17 protein-coding genes are annotated in these 18,755 nt (G+C 46.6%); 4 read left to right on the plus strand and 13 right to left on the minus strand.

All coding sequences use genetic code 11. The annotated features are described in order from the left end of the window. Window positions 1-46: 46 nt before the first annotated feature. The 12 genes from AB6805_RS16010 to AB6805_RS16065 all read right to left on the minus strand — a co-directional run bounded on the left by AB6805_RS16010 (window position 47) and on the right by AB6805_RS16065 (window position 13,453). The gene (locus tag AB6805_RS16010; RefSeq protein ID WP_370910438.1) at window positions 47-1,243 is read right to left on the minus strand and encodes a glycosyltransferase family 4 protein; all 1,197 of its coding nucleotides are present in this window, start codon (window positions 1,241-1,243) and stop codon (window positions 47-49) included. Next, window positions 1,240-1,980: an FkbM family methyltransferase gene (locus AB6805_RS16015; protein WP_370910439.1), complete on the minus strand. Its 741-nt coding sequence runs from the start codon at window positions 1,978-1,980 to the stop codon at window positions 1,240-1,242. Before AB6805_RS16015 ends, AB6805_RS16010 begins: the two co-directional genes overlap by 4 nt. Continuing rightward, complete coding sequence (locus tag AB6805_RS16020; protein ID WP_370910440.1) at window positions 1,977-3,080, minus strand: glycosyltransferase family 4 protein; 1,104 nt, start codon at window positions 3,078-3,080, stop codon at window positions 1,977-1,979. The genes AB6805_RS16015 and AB6805_RS16020 overlap by 4 nt, the downstream gene beginning before the upstream one ends. Before the next feature lie 10 nt (window positions 3,081-3,090). Continuing rightward, window positions 3,091-3,960 carry an FkbM family methyltransferase gene (locus AB6805_RS16025; RefSeq protein WP_370910441.1) on the minus strand — a complete coding sequence of 290 codons (870 nt, stop codon included), beginning with the start codon at window positions 3,958-3,960 and terminating at the stop codon, window positions 3,091-3,093. After that, a complete protein-coding gene (locus AB6805_RS16030) occupies window positions 3,944-5,371 on the minus strand; it encodes a hypothetical protein (protein ID WP_370910442.1) in 1,428 nt (475 codons plus the stop codon). The genes AB6805_RS16025 and AB6805_RS16030 overlap by 17 nt, the downstream gene beginning before the upstream one ends. Before the next feature lie 15 nt (window positions 5,372-5,386). After that, window positions 5,387-6,292, minus strand: coding sequence for a glycosyltransferase family 2 protein (locus AB6805_RS16035; RefSeq protein ID WP_370910443.1), 906 nt, complete (start codon window positions 6,290-6,292; stop codon window positions 5,387-5,389). Continuing rightward, complete coding sequence (locus AB6805_RS16040) at window positions 6,292-6,939, minus strand: methyltransferase domain-containing protein (protein ID WP_370910444.1); 648 nt, start codon at window positions 6,937-6,939, stop codon at window positions 6,292-6,294. The genes AB6805_RS16035 and AB6805_RS16040 overlap by 1 nt, the downstream gene beginning before the upstream one ends. A 1-nt stretch (window position 6,940) precedes the next feature. Beyond that, the gene (locus tag AB6805_RS16045) at window positions 6,941-7,633 is read right to left on the minus strand and encodes an FkbM family methyltransferase (protein ID WP_370910445.1); all 693 of its coding nucleotides are present in this window, start codon (window positions 7,631-7,633) and stop codon (window positions 6,941-6,943) included. Then, window positions 7,630-8,976, minus strand: coding sequence for a flippase (locus AB6805_RS16050; protein ID WP_370910446.1), 1,347 nt, complete (start codon window positions 8,974-8,976; stop codon window positions 7,630-7,632). Before AB6805_RS16050 ends, AB6805_RS16045 begins: the two co-directional genes overlap by 4 nt. Next, the gene (locus AB6805_RS16055) at window positions 8,969-11,332 is read right to left on the minus strand and encodes a GumC family protein (protein WP_370910447.1); all 2,364 of its coding nucleotides are present in this window, start codon (window positions 11,330-11,332) and stop codon (window positions 8,969-8,971) included. Before AB6805_RS16055 ends, AB6805_RS16050 begins: the two co-directional genes overlap by 8 nt. Before the next feature lie 8 nt (window positions 11,333-11,340). Next, window positions 11,341-12,102 (minus strand): polysaccharide biosynthesis/export family protein, encoded by a 762-nt coding sequence (locus AB6805_RS16060; protein WP_370910448.1) that lies wholly within the window; start codon window positions 12,100-12,102, stop codon window positions 11,341-11,343. A 130-nt stretch (window positions 12,103-12,232) separates the two neighbouring features. Beyond that, a complete protein-coding gene (locus tag AB6805_RS16065) occupies window positions 12,233-13,453 on the minus strand; it encodes an acyltransferase family protein (protein WP_370910449.1) in 1,221 nt (406 codons plus the stop codon). A 278-nt stretch (window positions 13,454-13,731) separates the two neighbouring features. Between AB6805_RS16065 and AB6805_RS16070 the strand changes: the two genes are divergently transcribed. After that, complete coding sequence (locus tag AB6805_RS16070) at window positions 13,732-14,424, plus strand: hypothetical protein (protein WP_370910450.1); 693 nt, start codon at window positions 13,732-13,734, stop codon at window positions 14,422-14,424. A 17-nt stretch (window positions 14,425-14,441) separates the two neighbouring features. On the opposite strand, the gene AB6805_RS16075 is transcribed toward AB6805_RS16070, so the two are convergent. After that, window positions 14,442-15,407 carry a hypothetical protein gene (locus AB6805_RS16075; RefSeq protein WP_370910451.1) on the minus strand — a complete coding sequence of 322 codons (966 nt, stop codon included), beginning with the start codon at window positions 15,405-15,407 and terminating at the stop codon, window positions 14,442-14,444. A gap of 151 nt (window positions 15,408-15,558) precedes the next feature. Here AB6805_RS16075 and AB6805_RS16080 point away from each other — a divergent pair, with 151 nt between their 5' ends. The 3 genes from AB6805_RS16080 to AB6805_RS16090 all read left to right on the plus strand — a co-directional run bounded on the left by AB6805_RS16080 (window position 15,559) and on the right by AB6805_RS16090 (window position 18,727). Then, complete coding sequence (locus tag AB6805_RS16080) at window positions 15,559-17,235, plus strand: hypothetical protein (RefSeq protein WP_370910452.1); 1,677 nt, start codon at window positions 15,559-15,561, stop codon at window positions 17,233-17,235. Between the two features lie 154 nt (window positions 17,236-17,389). Then, on the plus strand, window positions 17,390-17,836 hold the full coding sequence (locus AB6805_RS16085; RefSeq protein WP_370910453.1) for a hypothetical protein: 447 nt from the start codon (window positions 17,390-17,392) through the stop codon (window positions 17,834-17,836). 3 nt (window positions 17,837-17,839) lie between these two features. Beyond that, window positions 17,840-18,727, plus strand: coding sequence for a DMT family transporter (locus AB6805_RS16090; protein ID WP_370910454.1), 888 nt, complete (start codon window positions 17,840-17,842; stop codon window positions 18,725-18,727). Window positions 18,728-18,755: the final 28 nt, after the last annotated feature.

Below are 18,755 nucleotides of genomic sequence, written 5' to 3' on the forward strand. Positions count from 1 at the left end.
AATGATGGATAGTATGGGTGGCGCCGGTTATGAATGAGTATCTTTATCAGTTCAGGATGGTATTAAATACCTGAAGGAATTTGTTTTCAATATGTTTTATGTCGAAATGCTTTTCTGCATATGCCCGTCCGTTGTGTCCCATTTCCTGTCTTAATGCCGCATCCGCGAGCAGCTTTTCTATGTGCTGGCAGAAGCCCTGCTGATTATCCGGGGAAATGCAATAGCCAGCTTTGTTGTCCAGTACAATGGCCGCGCTCAGGTTATCCGGTGGCATCGCCAGCACAATAGGCTTTTTAGCGCACAGGTAAGTGAGTACTTTCGACGGCACGGAATAGGCGCCCGCATCATTTTCCAGTATGGCCAGCAGGATGTCCGCTGCGCCCAGCACCTGGCTCATATCCCTGAAATCCTGGAAGGGAAGGAGCAGCAGGTTGTCCAGCTGCAGTTCCTCTTTTTCTTTTTGCAGGAAGGCCGCTCCCAATCCTTCGGAGATAACAATAAACACTACGTCTTTATGCGTACGGAAATAGGCTGCTGCTGCCGACAGCATCGCCGGATTGTGTTTTAATCCCAATGTGCCCGAATAAACAATACAGGTTTTATCTGCTACATTGTGCCGCTGCGCCCAATCGTTATTTTTACCGGTGAGCGTTATTTCCCGGAGCGGCGCCCAGTTAGGAATACAGGTTACCTGCTCCGGATGCAATTTCCACTTGTCAAAAAGATCATTGAAGTCCTGTGTAATACTGATCACATGCGCACTCCTCTTCAGCAGTTTTGTTTCCAGGCTTTTAAAATAGTACCAGATGGGAAAGCTGATCATGCCTAACTTTTGGCGGGCAATCTGCCGGATGGCGATGGTGTAAATGTCCTGGCACCAGTACACAAATTTGATCCCTTTCCGGATGCAGTATCGCTGTACATGTTGCTGTACAAATAACGGCGTTGTGCCGCTCAGTACTACGTTAGGCCGGAATGTATCCAGTTTGTCAGTCAGCTGACGCGCGTATTCAATTTCCTGTTTCCTTCTTTTTAAAAGAGAGTATTTGTCGAATTTCCCTTTGATCATAATAGGCAGCACGGTAAGCCCGGACCCCGACAGGGGAAGGTCTTCAAAGTTTCCTTTGGGCGACTGGAAAGAAACAGAGTAGGCATGCAATACTTCATGCCCGCTTTCCGCAAATTGCCGGCTAAGCTGTAAGGTAAAGGCATGGCCGGAATGGTCGTTCACAACAATTTTCATCCTTTCTTTCTTTTATATAAAAGGTCCATTTGCAGGATCTGCAATTTTTCCGATTGCAGGAAGCCAACAGGCGCTATAAAATCGAATCCCAGCTCTTTAACAAAATGGTGCATTTCATCAAACAGTGGCTCGCCATCATACATTTGAACAAAAGAGGTTTCAAACAGGAGGTAGTCAATTTGCCGGAGACTATGCAGTGCCCCTTTCAGTACTTCTTTTTCAAATCCCTGCACGTCCATTTTCAATAATACCGGCGGGATAAAAGGAACTTTATGCCGCAGGTCGTCCAGGCGTTGTACCGGTACGCGTATGCGGCTGGAGTTAGCTGTTTTGGGAAGCATGTTTTTTTGCAGATCAGATACATGCAGGGCTGAGCTGGCGTGGGAATACGCATTGCTGTAAAATTCCAGTGTCCCGGTGGAGTTACCCAGCGCCATGTTATAGGTGTTGATGTTGGTGAGCCTGCGGGTATTGCGTTGCAACAGGGAAAATACGCCGGGCAGGGGTTCAAAGGAATGGATACGCGCCTGCGGGTAAAAGTGACTGGCAGCCATGGCAAACTGTCCCTGGTTGGCGCCTGCGTCTATAATTACGCCTAACGAGGGGATATAGTGCCGGCAGTTGTGTAGTATCTGCGTAGAGGCTACAGACGCACCTTTTTCCAGCAACGAAGTGAAACCCCTGCCGGATGTCAGGAATACTTTTACCGTGTCTGCAATTTTGAAAATGATACTCATGTCGAGAATTTGTAGTTCCAGCAATCTTTGTAAAAACCAATTGTTTCCTGTACGCTTTTATCCCATGTGAACTGTTGTACCTGTTGAAGTCCTTGTGTTATCAGCTGTTGTTTGAATGTGTCATTTTCCAGGAAGCTTATTTTTTCTGCAAACAGCAGTGGATCCGGCTTATCGGCCATCAGCCCGGCGGTTCCTACTACTTCGGGCATGGAGGTCATACTGGTGGCGACCACAGGGCACCCTGCTTTCATGGCTTCTCCCGGCGGAAATCCGAAGCCTTCATACGCGGAAGTATAGAGCAAACAAAATGCGCGGTTGTATAAAATATTGAGTTCGGCCTGGCTAACGGTCGGGAAAATATGATAACGGCCGGCCAGTTTTTCTTTCATCATATTGATCTCCGTTTTATTCCAGGGCTCACCACCTATTATTACCAGGTGAAAGGACGAAGGCAGCAGCTCCATTGTTTTTACCGCCATGAAAAAGTTTTTATAATTCCTGCGCGCACCTACATAGAGAATGAATTTTTTTTGAAGATCCATCTCCAGCGAACAGCTTACCGGCAGACGTTTGTCGATGGGGTAGAAGTCGCCGGCAATCCCGTGATAGATCACCCTCACCTTTGCGGGATCGATGCCGGGATAGAAGTGGAACAGCTCTTTCCGGGTACTGTCTGAAATACAGATAATGCCGTCGGCACGCCTGATACCGTATGCTTTTTGCAGGGTATTGGCAAGTCCCCGCGGAAACTTCGATGCCAGTTTCCGTTCGTGCGCAAAGTCGTGTACCGTAAGGATGTTGAGGATATTTTTCTGTGGAGAAACCCGCAGGTATCCTCCATGAAAAACCGCCGCCGCCGGAAGTGGGTAGCGTACCGGGAGATAGCGGAGGTACTTGCTGGGAATCCAGCTTTCCCGGATACAATTAAACCGGTGATAATCTATTTTCCGTTCAAAGATGTTGTCTGATCCCGGGCGTGCATTTAAAAAGCCAACCGACAACCCGCTGTTGCACATACCGGACAACAGCTCGTACCAGTAAGCAGATACGCCACCTGCTTTCTGAATAGAGAATACAATATTGTCCAAAAATACCTGCATCATTGTATGATTAAATCCACATGTGTAACATCACCGGGTTGCCGGAGATGTAATGAATCCCTTTTACGAGGTGATTGTACTCCGGTACCACCCCTTTTATCAGGGCTATCAGCGTTTCATAATTTTGTCCTTCATGATAAGTGGTGATGGCTATTTTGGGTTTGCTGGCCCTGATAGTTTCCAATGCGCCACGGATCATGTTTTCCTCGAATCCTTCAATGTCTGCCTTCAGGTAATCTATGCGGATACCCTTTTCTGCAAAGAGGCTGTCGAGCGTTACTACTTCCACTTCCACCGCATTCCCGTTGCTGTTGTGCTGGCCGATGGTGCCATTCAGTACCGTGTCGTTGGAGGCCATATTGATGTACGCCTTCTGGCAGGTATCCCCCGCTGCCACCGGCAGAATCACCACTTTGCTTTTTTGGTGGAACAGTTGTTGAAGGGAATCCACGAACAGGGGTAGAGGTTCCAGTACAAAAATGCGGCTGGCGGTGTGCTGGTGTTTGAATGCAAAGAAGCCTTCGGCGCTGCCACAGTCAACCACCACATCGCCCGGGGCGATGGCTGTTTGCGGGATCTCATAGTAATGCCAGTGTTCCGGCCTTGCCTCCGCCAGGATCATCGCAAAGCTGTAATGGGGGGCAGAGGCCGGGTAAATAAACAGGTCCTCGTAACCTTTTATCCGGTAGTAATTGTATTTGTCATCTTTATTTACCAGGGTGGCCTTTTCATTGGCGATGGCATACATGCGCGGCGAAAAGAGATGGTACTTCATTTCGCGCCACGTTGTCCGTCGTCTTACCTTGCTGTTGAAAAGGTAATGATACAGCAACGACAGCCGGAACCGGATACCCCATAGTATGCTACGTACTTTGTTCATATCCTGTATCATTTATGGATTCGTTATCATATGCACACAGTAATGCCACTATTATCAGGAACAGGTCTATCTGGCTGAAAAAGAAACAAACGGCTACATACGCCAGGTAGCTGCGCTGAAAGGGCGCAATATTCCTCCCGGTTTTAGTGAGTATCAGGAAGAAGAAAAACAGGGAAACAGCGCCAAATTCTGCCAGGATAAAAAACCATCGCATATTGAGGTTATGCCCGCCAATGCCTGCTACCCGGTTCTGGTAACTCAGCTGTCCAAAGAAATAGCTCGCCGGAATAAAGGTGCTGTTTCCCGCACCATACCCGGATATAACCAGGTAGGGTTCATCCCGCAGGAAGTCGACCACCGGCAGTTCCATATCCCTTTGCAGCGGAATCCCGAGTATAATATTATTCTTACCCCAGATCTCATTATCGTACCGGTAGGCAGATCTTTCGAAGAGAAGCTGGTATACCGGCTGGTTGCGGTTAGCCATGTAATGTTTCAGGAAGTATTCTTTTGAGGCAGCGATCGAAAGGAAAATGCCGACGATCATACCCAGGGTACTGATGATCTTCCATCTTACCGGCATTAGTTTAGGGAGACATACAAACAGGAGGCCGCCGGCCAGGATATTTATCCAGAAAGTTTGGGAAGAAGTGAGGATGCCTACAATGACCATTACAATGGCCGCTTTGTAATTCCTGTCCCTTACAAATAAAGGAATCGCTAAAGACAGGAAAGCGCTGAATATTTTGGGTTCCGCAAATAATGCCTGTACGCGTAACCCCAGCGGGCCGTTGATTTCCTGCAGCATGTACCGGCTCTGTAACCCGAGGAGTTCACTCAGTTCCACGCTCCTGAAAGTCAGCTGTACGGCGATTTGTATGGTGGCAATCACACAGGATATCACCGCAATTTTTTTCATGGTAGCTGTAAACTTCTCAAACGAAAGCTGCTCCCTTTCCTGTACTATTTTGGCGCCAATCGCAAATAGTGGTAAGTAGGTTTTTATATAAAAATAAATGGGCTTGGTATAAAAAGCCAGCATTTTACCACCGGGGTAATTAAAGGGATCTTTGTACAACTGTGTGATCAGGAACACGGCAATATTGGACAGGAGCGGAAGCAACAGCAGGAAAAGATATTCTTTCCGGATGTACTGTTTGCCGGTAAACAACTGATGCGCCTGTTCAATGAAAATGAAGATGCCAACAAAAAAGGTAGCAGTAAAAGTAGGCCCTATAACAAGCATAGTATATGCCTCCGACGCAAAGGCATACAGCAGCGTGTCTATAATAGAGATCCGCTTTTTATAATACAGGTACAGCAGTATCGCGGCAATGACCAGGGGCATGCTTTCCCTGAAACATTCCACGAAAAAATTACTGCTTTGAAGACTGGTATATCCTGTTTCCATATTATTTTTTACTGATCACGGGATGCGTTTGTATAAACTGTACAGCAACCTGTTGTTCTTTACTATTTTTTTAAGCCTGATAGAGAGCCTGCCGCTGTTATATAGTGTGTTGATGGTATACCTGTCTGCTGCCTCATCAATGTTGTTTTCATCAGGGTGAATGATATCCGTTATAGCGCCGTAATGTATTTTCCTGAACCACCGCGGAGCGGAGCGGGTGTGGGTGGCTTCTTTGCCATAGCCAATGTTTCTGACAAGACTAATATTCGGCGTAATTACCCATCCTTTGCAAAACCATACAGTCATGAACCATTGGATATCCCAGGTATCTGTTTGAGCGTCGTATATGGATTGCAGTTCGGCCCGTAAAAAAGTATTGAGCCCGCTCCGGGAATTATGCTGGTAGCGGTGAAGGGAGAAATCGTAATGCTGCCATGCGCGACGCCAGGTAGCCCATCCCCACACATGCGCGTAGCGGGAAAAGTAATAGGATGCCATTCCCCGTGTAACCCCCGACTGGTAATTACTTCCGTTGATATGCATGACGGTGTTGTTTAACCGGTACCTCTCCAGCATCGCCGTGCAGAAAGAAAAGAAGGTGGGATCCGGTACACAATCATCTTCCAGTATAATCCCTTCCTCTACCTGGTTAAAGAACCAGTCGATCGCGGAACTTACCGCCTTGCCGCAGCCAAGGTTGTGTTCCCGGAACAGCGTTGTTACTTTACATGGCCAGTCGATGCCCTGTAAAACGGCTGTCCGCGTGGCTTCACACAGCGCAGCTTCTCCCGGCCTGTCCGGCCGTGGGCCATCGGCGGCAATAAACAGCTGTTCCGGCTGCTGCAGCCGGATCTGGCTGAATACAAACAGCGTTTGTTCAGGGCGGTTAAATACCAGTAATAAGACCGGCGTTTGTAACATTATTTGGTTGCCTCCAATGCAACGGCGTTATTAAATCTTATTTCTTCTTCTACCAGTTTAAACATGGCATCGCTGCTGTCGTTAAACCCGCAGTGCCGTATGTTTCTAAATCCTGCTGCAGCCAGCTGGTGTGATAACGACAGGTGATCCCACATGTAGAGGTGTTCACGGTTACCCAGGGCCAGCTGTACCAGCTGCTTCATGCCGCGGATCCTGTCGTCCTTACCCAGCAGGGTTTCTTCCATGAAGCTGGTGTTGGCTTTTGGATCGTTATTCTTTAGCTGATCAATATATCTCCTGGCGGCGCCTTCCAGGTCGGGCAGCACGCAGCGGAAGTATCCGCCGGGCTTCAGGATGTGAAAGGTATTCCTGAGCGCCAGGAGGCAGTCGTTATAAGAAAGGTGTTCCAGTACATGTGAGCAATAAATACCGTCACAGGAACTTTCTTTTATACCGGGCAAGCCTCTGAGGATATCGCCCAGCAACACATCCTTATGAAAGGAAACATGCATCAGGGGTTTCAGCAGTTTCCCGATCACGGGCATCTGCTGGATCCTGAGGGTGGGCGAGGAATCGTAATTTTTCCAGCCGGCGGGCGCCGAAAAAGGCCCGCAACCATATTGTACATATAACCTGCTTCCGGACATCTTACGCGTTCATGTTTTTAAAGAAGTAAGTGTAATAGGTTTTGGCAAACATGCTATATCCTACCTGGTGCATAAACTGGCATAACTCACTGCGGTCTGTTTGAAGTACCTCAAAGGGTGACGATTCTGCCAGTACATATGCGGGTCTGTATTTATTCCAGTTATTAGATCTCAGTACTTCCATATCAAGCCCTTCGGCGTCGATGGTGATAAAATCTATGGCAACATTTTCCGGCAGGTATTTATCAAGAATATCCGCCAGTGGCCAGGTATCTACCTTTCTTTCACCGATCACCCGGTATTTGGTTAACTGTGTATATTCTTTTACTTTTTCAGGAGAAAAAGTACTTAAAGCCGGTTCATTAAAAATGAAATACGTGAGTTGTTGTTTTACTACCGAGACACCTATTTCCAGGTTAATATCTTTGGGCCGGTGCCTGTTAAATAATGCCTTTGAACCCGGCAACGGATCTATGTTGATGCCCGTCCAGTTCCTCTTGTAAAGCAGGTAGGTATTGGATACCCGGAAGGGATGATGCGCCCCCACATCTATATAAACGCCTTTCTTTTTCTGGTCGAAAATCCTTTTCAGGATCAGGTCTTCGCCCTCCGAACTGTAGGCCCGCACACCATAACTGAGGCGGGGGAATAAAGTGGTGACTAATTTTACAGCGATATCTCTGATGCTGCTCATTTGGTATAGTTTTTTTGTTGTACGGTAACCAGGTTGGTGGTGAAAATCCGCAGGCTGTTGTATACTTGTCTTATATCAGAAAATGCCAGTAAGGGATGAAACATTCTTATGGTAAGCAGGTATCCCTGGCCGCTTTTGTCGAGCAGGAGCAACATGCCATAAACAGTACTATAAGCCGCTACTGTGGCAATGGCAGCGCCTATGCCGCCGTATAGCGGGATCAGGAAAAAATTAATGCCTGCATTCACGATCAGGCCGGAAAGATTACCGTACAGGTATATTTTATATTCCCCTTCCACGAACAGGTATTGCACCATCACAATGCTCAGAAATACAGGGATACCTGCCCAGATATGGATCATCAGCATCCATGATGCCGCTACGTAACCTGGGCCATAGAGAAACGGAATGATGATATGCGCGGTTAATGTAACCATTACAGCAATGACAACGCTCAGCCAGAAGGACAGCCGCAGCCATTTTTCCAGCGTTGCCAGGTAAGCCTTGTGGCTGATCTTTTTTGTTTGCAGGAGGCTGGGCAGCATGGCCACGGATATCACCGTAGGAATGGCGTACCAGAGTTCAGAAATCCTGGCGGCGCCTACATATTTCCCCAGTTCAGCAGGGTTAGCCAATGCATCCAGCAACACCAGGTCGATTTTCATAAACAACACCACCACCAGGTTGGAGAGCATCAGTGGCCAGCTTTGTACCAGCAGCGTTTGTGCCAATGCCGTATCAATACGCCAGGTAAAAGCCGCAGCATGACGGGATACATATACCGCTATGATGATCAGGTACGTAACCACTAATTCTATCACGGAAGTCCACAGGAATGCAATCAGCGCGCCATCCAGGTATACGATGAGCACTTTTATCCCACAGAAAATGATAAATACCACCACTTTAGGGATGATCACCTTTTTGACATTATTTTTTGCCTGGTAGAAATAATCCAGCACATCAAAGGACTGCAAGAGGATGATGAGGGCAGAGAAAATGGTACAGTAAAGATAAAGCTGCTGATGCTTTCCGGTCAGCAGCACGATGCCAACGCTTACCGCCATGCACACCACGCCTGCAATGATCCGCATCAGGATCACAGTGGCTACAATAGTTCCCTGTTTGTGTTCATTGTTGATCAACTCTTTCACGGCGAGTTTATCCATGCCCAATATGGCCACACTGCCGATAATAGTGGTGAGCGCCAGCGCATAGTTCCAGATCCCGAATTCTTCAGGACCCAGGTGCCTGGCAATAAGCGCCATGATGATAATGCCCGGGAATAATTTACTGAGCTTATCAACCAGGAGCCAACCGCTATTTTCAAATAGTTTATGCAATGCGTTGTTTTATTTTTTTAACAAGTGACGACCACGTATGATGATGTTGTTTATTTTCTGTGTATGAATAATGATCGTAGTAATAATAAGGGTAGAAAGTATCCTGCTCTATACCGTTAAAGATGATCCCGGTTTTTTTGAAGAATCCTTTCCGGATATTTTCCGATACCGGTATCAGTTTGGATTTGAGCGTGAAATTGTACCGCACTACAAACAGGGCGCAGTCTACCTGGTGTGAAATGCTTTTCGCATCAGACACGATACCGATGGGCGACATATCAATCACCACATAGTCAAACAGGTCTTTCAGCTGCGCCAGCAGATCAGCCATGCGGTCTCCTTCAATCAGCTCAATGGGATTAGGCGGAATGGGGCCGGAGGAAACCAGGTAGAGGCCGTCGGTACCGGGTACTTTTTTGATGATCTCTTCAATGGTTTTATTACCGATGATATAATTGGTAACGCCCACGTTATGATCCAGCCCGAGGAACTGCGAGAGCTTTGGTTTACGGAGATCCAGTTCCAGCAGCACTACTTTTTTATTGCTTACTGTTAAGGAGTTGCCCAGGTGAGCCGACAGGAACGTTTTTCCTTCGCCCGATATGCTGGAGGTAAGCAGGATGGTGGGCGTACCGGTTACCCCGGTGAGCAGGAACTTCAGGTTGGTACGCATATTAAACACCTGTTCCACCAGTACGGATCTGTTCTGGAGCGACATATCGCGTGCACCTTCTTCCTGCTGGTAAATTTCTGCGATCACCGGCAGGTCGAACACCTGTTCTATTTCTTTTTTACTGAGTACACTTGGGTTTAAGAAATATTTAAGATAGATATAGGCACTGGTAAGTACCAGTCCTGCTGCAATAAAGCCAATGAATACCAGTGATTTTTTCGGGGTGATGGGTTTATCGGGAACAAATGCCGGTGCTATCACCTTATTGTCTACCACGTTACTCGCATAAGCAACCGATGCTTCTTCCTTCTTTTTCAGGAGATAGAGATACAGGTTCTCCTTCACGCCCTGTTGTCTTTTGATGTTAATGTATTCCTTTGCGTAGGTAGGTATATTCGCTATTTTGCCTTGTATCTGGTTTACCTTGTCCTGTGTTTTTCTTTGCACTACGCCGGCATTCCGCCTGTAGCCGGAGATATAGTCTTTAATGGTTTTCCGGGTGTCGGTAATTTGCGACTCCACATTTTTCAGGATGTCGCTGGTAGGTTTCAGCGAAAGGGAGAGCCGTTTCTTTTCCCGGAGCGCTTCTTCATACCGGTTGATCATGGAAGTAAGTGTTTGGTCGATGTTGCCAAGCACGGGGGCGAAGGGGTAATCGCTGGCGGGGTTGCTGATGTAGCCGTCCACCTGGTCAAATACCGACAGCTGCAGGTTGGCTTCACTGAGCCGGATATCCGCTTCCTTTACCTGTTCCAGTGCCAGTTTGGAACTGGCGTCAATATCGGTGATGCCTCGCTGGATCTTGAAATTTTCCTCCTGTTTTTCCAGTAGTCCCAGTTCTTCTTTTAAGGAATCCACTCTCACCGACAGGAAATGAATGGTTTTGAAGGCCACTTTATTTTTATCATCGAGGGTATATTCGTTGTAGGCTTCCAGCAGGGAGTTGAGGAAGTCGGCGGTTCTTTCCGGAACGGGGTCTTTGTAACTCACCAGTATCACGGTGGCGTCCCTGTTAACGAGGGCAGTACCTATTTCCTCTATCTTTTCGTAGGCGTATTCCGGTACGGAATCCACCCGGATGCGGAAGGTGCTTGCAGGAGTGCTGCCGGCGAGTGGGGAAAAGGTAATCACGAATTTATCTTTCGCCACGGTAAACGGTTCGCCGGGCTTTGCTGTTAACTGCAGGCTGGTGTCGGTGGTATAGTTCACCAGTTTTATTTTCAGCAGGTCCTTTTCCCGGGTTACATCAAAAATGTAGTTCCCTACCTTGGAGCTGTCGCCCAGCACGCGGAGGTGGAGCGGTGGTTGGTTATAGATCTCTTCATTTTTTACGGTTCCTTTTATGTAATACCGGATATTAAAGCTGTTGCCTGCGATTACTTTTTCCACCAGGATAGGGGATTTCAGCACCTCCATCTCATTCTCGATATTTTTACCGTTGTTAAAAAGCGACAGTGATTTGAGGGCATCCATTTCTTCCCCGCCGCCTTTTTTTTCATCTTTCAGGTACAGTTTGGCGCTCGACATGTATATCGGTTTTTTGTACTTGAGATATAACATGGCGCTGGTCACCATGGCCATGAGCACCAGGAGATATAATGGCCAGTGAAAAACTATTTTCTGGAAAAGATCATTGAGATCTATAACGGAGTTCCTGTTGTTTGTCGTTTTTGGTTGATTCATATTACGGATCATTTACTTAAAATGACAATCGTGGTAATGAGTGATATTACGCCGATGATAGCCGGCAGCAGCTGTATTGTTTTGGAGGTGGCGAACTTGCGGTCTGGTCCGGGCTTTACATATATAACATCGTTATTGCTGAGATAATAGTACGGCGACGAGAGAGTTTTGCTGTCGTTCAGGTTGATGGAAGCATATGTTTTTATGCCATTCACTTCCCGGATGATCATGATGTCATCGCGTTTAGCCGTTACGTTGAGGTCGCCTGCCATACTTAATGCATCCAGGAGGGAGGCCCTTTCTGCGCCGATCCTGAACGAGCCGGGACGGGCCACATCGCCCAGTACGGAGATCCTGAAGTTTACCAGGCGGGTAGCTACATAAGCATTGCGGACTGTTTTCTCCAGCTCCTGCGATACCAGGTCGTTGATAGCAGCGGTTGTTTTGTCTTTTACATTTATCTTCCCGATGACCGGAAGGGAAATATTACCGGTGCTGTCTACCAGGTAGCCCTGTTCTATGCCGGTTCCTGCCGCGGGGCCGGAAACCGCCACGTTGGGATTAAAGATCTGTGATACTTCTTTGTCGAGGGTGGTGATGGTGATTTGCAGGATATCACCGGGTTGTATTTTGAGCTGCTGCAGGCGGCTGAGGGAATCGGCTCCCGTCGCTGCGGCAATGTCATTAAAGTAAGTTAGTTTTTGGGTGCCCGCGCATCCGGTAATGATAACTAACGCCAGGATCAGTGGTAAGCTAAATTTCAATCCCATATATAGTGATTAATTTATCAATGCGGTATTGTATAAAATGACGTGTGAATACAGGATTTTCTCCGGTAATTATTCGCTAAAGGTTTTTCATCAAACAGGAGGTGATAGGCCTCCTTCATTACGGAACTTTTTAAGTCGTTACGTTCACATCAGCAATCGTTACACGGGTTTTATTCTTTTTGGAAAATCTGGCTCTGAGCCTGTCCTGGGCGGGCAGCTCGAAATAGTAATAAGTGACCATGCTTAACGGGATCAGTAAAAGGAAAAACAGCATTAATGTAACCGGCGATCTTAATACAAGGCGGCTCATATGAAACCAGTCAACTACGAGAACGAATATTATCTGTAACGGGTAATGGATCAGGTACATGGCGTAGCTACAGTTGCCCAGCAGCGCCCATTTCTTGTTCAGCATACCTTTGGTTGTTTCCCACATTGCCAGGGTAAGGATAGTACAGGGAGATACAGCAAGGCGGAAAAAGAAGTTCCGGAGCTGGCCAAACAGGCTCATCGCGGTGTCGGTACTTGTACCGGGCATCACCTGGTGAAGCAGTTTTATCCATATTCCCTGTAAAAATGAGAATTGGTATTCCGCGAACATGGCTATCCATAGCAGGAGCGTGATGGTGATGAGAGACGGCAGGTATTTTTTTGCCCTGTTTTCTTTCATCATCCAAACGTACAGGTAGTATACAAATGCCCCCAGGAAAAAGGTAAACATGCCTTTCCCGATGAGGGAATAATGATATTGTATAAATGCGCCAAGAGGAATCAGCAGGAAAAGCAGCAGTTTGTTCTTTTCCAGTTTGAGGTAACAGATAATAAAAAACAGGAAATACAGGAATACTTCTACAGAAACAGACCAGGAAGGACCGTTAAAGGAAGCACCTTTCTCAAATCCCCAGTTTTGCATGAAGAGGAGGTTCAGCAGGAAATGATAGCCATCATTATATTGAATGATAAAGTAGTGACCTATATTTTTCAGCATCAGCCATTGAAGCACTCCCACCAGCACCAGGGTAACAAAGTGAATAGGATAGAGCCTGCTGACCCTGTAAATGATGAACTTGCGGAAGTTTATCTGCCGGTTGGCAATCCTCTCCGCATACAGCCAGAAGAAGATGAACCCCGAGAGGAGGAAGAACAGGTCGACCGCCACCATCCCATCAGTATAGAAAATAGACAGGTATTTATACCACGGAAGCGCGGTTTTCTCAAATCCTCCCTGTACATAAACGTCGTTTGCGTAGTAAAAAAATTGCCAGTGGTATAGGACCACTATCATAGCGGCGATGCCTCTGATAGCGTCGAGGGCGTAAAAATGCTGAGGAGGACTTTGATTTGAAGTCATTAGGGAGTTTTCGATAGCAATATGATCAATAGACGATATCCAAATTCATTTCGACAGTAGTAATTTAATTATAATACTGATAGCTAGAAGATTAACACGGATAAAGGATGAAATGGATATGGCAATGTTAAAATGAATGAAATGAACAGGGGGGAGTCGAAAGGGGTTATGCTATATTATAGGACCATCTTTAAGAACTCCCCATTTACAGGTATATATAACCATCATGAGAGGGCTATCTTTGCAGCTGATAGAACAATACTGATTAAAATAAACGGATGGACTTTCATTTCGGGCCTTTTGGCGAGTATTTAATATACACGTTTTACTTTTGGTATGTTACCCTGCCAGCAGGCTGTCTGTTGCTATGGGCCTGTCTTCGCCGGAAAAACAGCCGCTGGGTAAGATGGTTTTCCGGCATTGGCGCCGCCGTGTTACTGTTTCCGCTGCTGGTAGCGATGTGGGTAATAGTGAGCGGATGGATCAGTGATGGGGAAAGCAGGAGGGAATTCAGGCAGCAGAAGGCGTTTCACACTTTCATATTAAAACAGCCTGAAACCGTAGCCGGTATTGCTCTTTCAACAAACGATACAGTTTATTATCAAACTGATTTTGATATGAACTACAGGAAACAGGCGCAATTGATGGATGTTGATTCGGTTCATTTGTCGAAGCCCACCCGCTTTTTCAATTTGCAGGTGAAAGATTACATAGGGGTTGTTATCAATCACCCCGATACGTGGAACGTTACACTTGCGTATGATCAGCTGGTGTTTGGCTGGCCCTGCACCGGCAAAGCGGTCATCGCTACCGATAGTACGTTCGTTTCAGGAACACTGTATAAAGATCATTTGGCGGGGGGGCGCCAGTTGCCCAAAGGTGCGAAGGTGACATACAAAAGGGATTATGAGCAGCTAAACATCATTTTGCCGGATTCGGAGTTCATCACCATTGACCTGAAAAAGGAATAACCGCTTTTTTGCCTTAACTATAGCAATGCTATGCTGAACAGCCCTTGCTGCGTTCCTTTTTTATTGGCCAGGTAAACGCAGCAAACTTTATCACCGGGCAGGAAGCGGTCATCATCATGATATCCCGATACAATTTGCTGCCCAATACGGTACCAATATATCTTAGTATCTCCACTGCCTTCGTTATCATAACGGGAAACAAAAACTTCCGTAATGACACCGGTAAGGGTTATTTTTTGTTCAGCGTTTTGTACACGGTGATTAAAAATCAGGGTGAACCCTGCCAGGAAAACAGCCATCGCTGCAACGAAAAGTAGCATGCCTAACATTATTGCAGGTTCGCGTGCCCTTTCAGAAACCATGAGACAAATGCCAAATGGAACTGCGAGCGTGAGGAATAGTATTTTGATGGTGGGGCTGTTCCAGCGCATCATCAGGGTCGCTTTTTCTGCTGTGTCTGCGGGTCCGGCGATGCTGGTCGCTTCCGGCACATCTTTATAATGTACGTTCAGTAGTATATTATCTTGTACGGTGACGGGAAGCCATTCCAATACGATTAATGCCCCCGGCAAAAAAAAGCTGCCGGAAACATGTTCTAAAGGTCCCGGTGCAGCTACCTTTATGGTGTTATGGTCTATCGTATAAGTGAGCAGATGTTTATCTGCTGTTACCTCCTGCAGCGTACCTGTGGTCACCTGTTTCAATCCCCTGCGCAGAGCGGTCCGGGTTGGCCTCATCTTTCCAAAAACATTCACCAGCTTATAAACAAAAAATGCAGCAAATGGCATAAAGGGAAGCATAAATATATAAGCCCACAGCCTTTCTTCCCGGCTGAATAAAATAAAAAACAAGGCTGACAGCAGGAGAGGGAGTGCGAGCAAGCCGGCCCATAGCCAGGCTTTCCTGCTATACTTTTTACGCCACCAACGTACCTGTTTTTCATCATCCCGACTAAGTGCCTGACCGCTGGAATTTATCATCATATTCTTTTCTTGTTTGATTCCTGCCTGCATATGGCCTTGAAATTAAACAGAATATACACAGGTTATTATACCTGTTTCCAGGGATATTATCAGGAAGCAATTGTGTTTATTATTGCGTATCATTACAGCCTCAGGGTTTAAAATAGCAATTATGCGTATGAAATTTATTTTAGTGGCATCGTTACTGGCTGCAGGCACAACGCTTGTTGCACAGGATAATGCAGTTATCAGATCATTGTCTGTGTTTAAAAACGGGCAATCCTTTGTGGTAAAAGAAATAACCGCCCAGGTACCTGACAGTGGCTTCCGGCTCAACAGCCTTCCGGTGGCGTTATTTGGCACTTATTGGTTTGCCGGCACTACTAATCCTGTAAGCCGCGTGAGCAGCCGGGTAGAGCAGATAAATGAAATACAGGAAAGAAAAGCCAACAGCTTTTTAGAACTGCTGCATGCCAACAAGGGCAAGAACATTACAATTGTTGCCACAGATAATAATACTTACAAAGGCAGTGTGGAAGATTTTGACCTGCCCGAAGAAATTAACAGCAGGCTGCAGTTGCAGCAAATGCAATTGACGAATGAATATCGCGGGCAATACCAGTTTGACCGGCTGTATGCCCCTGCCAACCCCGTTCTTTTACTGAAAATGAATGGCAAATGGATCGGTATAGAGCCTGCCACCATCAAGACAATTACATTTGAAGATAAACCCAGTCGCACTACAACCGCGCGTATTGCTGTTCAAAAACCTGTAGTTACCATACATTTTGCGCAAAGCGGGCGGCAATCCTTTACCATGATGTACCTGCAAAACGGATTGAGCTGGACACCGGTTTACCAATTGCAATTGGCGTCTGAAACAGAAGCAACGCTTAACCTGCAGGCAGAAGTAAATAACAATGTAGAAGATATTAAGAATACGGATGTTGATTTTGTGATGGGGGTACCCAATTTTTCGCAGGCTACCACACTGGCTACCCTGCTTAACTTTAGCGCTACCGGTGGTGTTGAGAACGCCAATATATACAGCAACGCCACACAAATGAGGTCGGATTACGCGAGGGACAGGGTGGCGGAATCTGTTGTAATGCCTGAAGAGGCGCCATCGGAAAATAATGTGGCAGTGGAAAACGAAGACCTCTATTTTTATACACTCAAAAACATCAGTCTCCGCAAAGGAGAAAGGGCGCAATATCCGGTGTTTAAAAAAACGGTGAAGATCCGCCATTTTTATAAAACGGTATTGCCCGCATCTGTGATGAGTACCTACCGGGCAAACGGCGATGATGATGCGGCATCAGAAGAGATGGAAGCCGCGAATCATGCAGGGCGCAACGCATCGCCCAACAAAGTGAACCACTTTGTTGAAATCTCTAATAATACCGACAATCCATTTACCTCAGGCGCTGTTTTAATCTTACAAAAAAATACACAGAAGCCCATTGCACAGGATGTGCTTAAGTTTACCGCCAAAGGCGCCTCTACGCCCATATTTATTACCACTTCGCCGGATATCCTGATACAGGAAAAAGAAGCGCTTGTTTCGGTGAAAAAAGAGGCCAAAACGTATAACGGGTATAAATACACGTTAGCTACCGTAAAAGGTACCATTACTGTTGTTAACAGCAAGGGCCGGTTGGCCGATATACAGGTACAGAAAACAATAAGCGGCGCGGTTACTTCGGCCAGTACCAAATATAGCCAGTCGCTGAACCTTGAATACAAAAACGATATCAACCAGGGACGGCAACTGGATTTTGAACTGGCTGTAAATGCCGGCGCAAAAAAATCATTCACGTATACATATGAAATGTATATCCGCGAATAAGGGGCTGCTGCCTCGTCCGGATGTGAATAAGTAAACATCACCCTGTCCCATCCTGAAAAAACGCTATCTTATTTTTAAGGGGCAAACCCAGGAAATGCCGCATAAGCAGCTTTTTCGTTAATTTGGTACAATATAATTTTACATTACAGATAGAATGACGTTAGACATAGCAAGACAAATTGGTAGAAAGCAGGCAATCGCCGCCCAACTGGTGGCAATGATTATACTGGAGTTGATATGGTTTTTTGGAGAAGCAGGATCCGACCTTGCGAACGGACTGATCTTTTTTATTGATGCGCAAATCAACATCGATATGCTGTTGTTTTTTGTGTTCCTTTTTGGTGCCACCTGGTTTTGGGGAGGCAAAGCCGGCATGATGATTTTTGCTGATCCCCGCCGCTACCTGGTAACCGGAATTAAGTATAGCCTGCGTGTTTCCGGCATAATGGTCCTCTATATATCGGTTATTTACGTGATGCATAATGGATTTGATCCGTTATTTTACCAGGCACTTGCAGGGGCGGCTTTAGTGATAACCCTGTGTGTAGTAATTGCCTGGCTCTGGGCCTCCAGGCAGATGATGTTAAAAATGAAAAACTGACTTGTGGAAAAAAATGCTGTAGCTGACCGGACGAAAGGAATAATCAGCATCGTGTTTGTTATGCTCATTTGGGGCAGTTCATTTGCGGTTACCAAAACAGTGGTGCAGGAAGTGTCCCCGTACCTGTTTGCTACGCTGCGCCACATCGTTGCCTGCGCATTGCTGTTACCATTTTATCTGTATCAGCGTAAAAAAGTAAAACAGCAGCTGCCTTATAAAAGGCTGGCGGTAATGGGCATCCTGGGAATTACGGTATACTATGGCCTGTTCAATTTTGCGATGCTTTATATCCCGGCATCTACCGGTGCGCTGGTGGAGGGCCTGATACCGGTGGCTATTGCCATCCCTGCAGCCTGGTTGCTGAAAGAGCATATCAGTGGCAGGAGTATTGCCGGTATTATATCATGTGTAACCGGAGTGGTGCTGGTAGGTTTTGTGGGAAGCCCGCAGGGAATGCATACATTGCGGGGAAGTATACTGATGCTGCTGGCAGTTTGCTGCTGGAGCGCATATACGTTGTTGTCGAGGAGCCTGAAAGATACAGATACGATCTTAGCTACTGCGGTCAGTACTTTTATTGGCTCGGCTTTCTTAATACCCATATCGGCGGTTGAATTATACCAGCACGGCATGCCTGAAATATCGGGGAGGGCCTGGGCCGGAATTATTTACCTGGGAGTGTTTGCTTCTGCGCTGGCCTATTTTCTTTATAATAAAGCACTGGAAAGTTTGCCCGCTGCCCAGGTGGGTAATTTCCTGAACTTAAACCCCGTGATCGGCGCTGTGATTGCCATGATCTTCCTGAAAGATACCTTTACTCCCTGGCAGATGGCCGGCGGCGTATTGGTGTTGGCGGGTATCTGGCTAAGTTCAAAACGGGTGAAACAATAGATCGCATGTCCGGCTATAAAATCTGGTA

It is taken from the genome of Chitinophaga sp. RCC_12 (assembly GCF_041360695.1).
Classification (GTDB): Bacteria; Bacteroidota; Bacteroidia; order Chitinophagales; family Chitinophagaceae; genus Chitinophaga.

What these genes read in the sequence shown, in the direction of transcription:
- AB6805_RS16065 (WP_370910449.1), bottom strand. Translation starts at nt 13,453, where the DNA reads ATGACTTCAAATCAAAGTCCTCCTCAGCATTTTTACGCCCTCGACGCT.
- AB6805_RS16025 (WP_370910441.1), bottom strand. Translation starts at nt 3,960, where the DNA reads ATGAACAAAGTACGTAGCATACTATGGGGTATCCGGTTCCGGCTGTCG.
- AB6805_RS16035 (WP_370910443.1), bottom strand. Translation starts at nt 6,292, where the DNA reads ATGTTACAAACGCCGGTCTTATTACTGGTATTTAACCGCCCTGAACAA.
- AB6805_RS16010 (WP_370910438.1), bottom strand. Translation starts at nt 1,243, where the DNA reads ATGAAAATTGTTGTGAACGACCATTCCGGCCATGCCTTTACCTTACAG.
- AB6805_RS16015 (WP_370910439.1), bottom strand. Translation starts at nt 1,980, where the DNA reads ATGAGTATCATTTTCAAAATTGCAGACACGGTAAAAGTATTCCTGACA.
- AB6805_RS16030 (WP_370910442.1), bottom strand. Translation starts at nt 5,371, where the DNA reads ATGGAAACAGGATATACCAGTCTTCAAAGCAGTAATTTTTTCGTGGAA.
- AB6805_RS16040 (WP_370910444.1), bottom strand. Translation starts at nt 6,939, where the DNA reads ATGTCCGGAAGCAGGTTATATGTACAATATGGTTGCGGGCCTTTTTCG.
- AB6805_RS16080 (WP_370910452.1), top strand. Translation starts at nt 15,559, where the DNA reads ATGCGTATGAAATTTATTTTAGTGGCATCGTTACTGGCTGCAGGCACA.
- AB6805_RS16055 (WP_370910447.1), bottom strand. Translation starts at nt 11,332, where the DNA reads ATGAATCAACCAAAAACGACAAACAACAGGAACTCCGTTATAGATCTC.
- AB6805_RS16075 (WP_370910451.1), bottom strand. Translation starts at nt 15,407, where the DNA reads ATGATGATAAATTCCAGCGGTCAGGCACTTAGTCGGGATGATGAAAAA.
- AB6805_RS16085 (WP_370910453.1), top strand. Translation starts at nt 17,390, where the DNA reads ATGACGTTAGACATAGCAAGACAAATTGGTAGAAAGCAGGCAATCGCC.
- AB6805_RS16020 (WP_370910440.1), bottom strand. Translation starts at nt 3,080, where the DNA reads ATGCAGGTATTTTTGGACAATATTGTATTCTCTATTCAGAAAGCAGGT.
- AB6805_RS16070 (WP_370910450.1), top strand. Translation starts at nt 13,732, where the DNA reads ATGGACTTTCATTTCGGGCCTTTTGGCGAGTATTTAATATACACGTTT.
- AB6805_RS16060 (WP_370910448.1), bottom strand. Translation starts at nt 12,102, where the DNA reads ATGGGATTGAAATTTAGCTTACCACTGATCCTGGCGTTAGTTATCATT.
- AB6805_RS16045 (WP_370910445.1), bottom strand. Translation starts at nt 7,633, where the DNA reads ATGAGCAGCATCAGAGATATCGCTGTAAAATTAGTCACCACTTTATTC.